The 432-nt window shown below is 61.6% G+C and carries 1 pseudogene; it reads right to left on the bottom strand.

Going from position 1 to position 432, the window contains the following annotated elements:
- Positions 1-10 precede the first annotated feature (10 nt).
- Positions 11-432, bottom strand: a pseudogene (locus DH10_RS36395) (hypothetical protein); the annotation flags it as partial.

Genomic DNA, 432 nt, shown 5'->3' on the forward strand with positions numbered 1-432 from the left:
ATCTTCTGGATCAATGAGTCCTGACCCTAACCAGCCGGGCTTTTCGCACCAGTGCCGCCGATGCCGCAAGCGTCGCGGGGTTAGGTGCGGTGCGGGTTTGAGCGTCGTTGCTCAGGGCGGGCGCATCGGGCTTACGGCGGCGCGGTGAGCGGTGCGGAAGCCAAATCCACGGCGGGTGCTCGAATATCGGATGCTGCCCGGTCGAGATTCGCACTCTGCTCCACGGGCGTTGCGCGAGGTTGCGGCGGCGGCCGGTCTTTTCATCCTTCTTGCGCGAACAGAGCCGGTATTTTCCGGATTTGAGTTCCTGATATCGGTTCCTCCTGTCGCCTCGAAACTGATTCAGCCGACGCGCCCAAGCTCCTGTCTGCATGTCGTTTTCCCGGATCCGCTGCGCACCTATTGGATGGAATCTAACACTTGGTGCCCACG

The organism is Mesorhizobium silamurunense, from assembly GCF_014843825.1.
GTDB classification, from domain to species: Bacteria; Pseudomonadota; Alphaproteobacteria; order Rhizobiales; family Rhizobiaceae; genus Mesorhizobium; species Mesorhizobium silamurunense.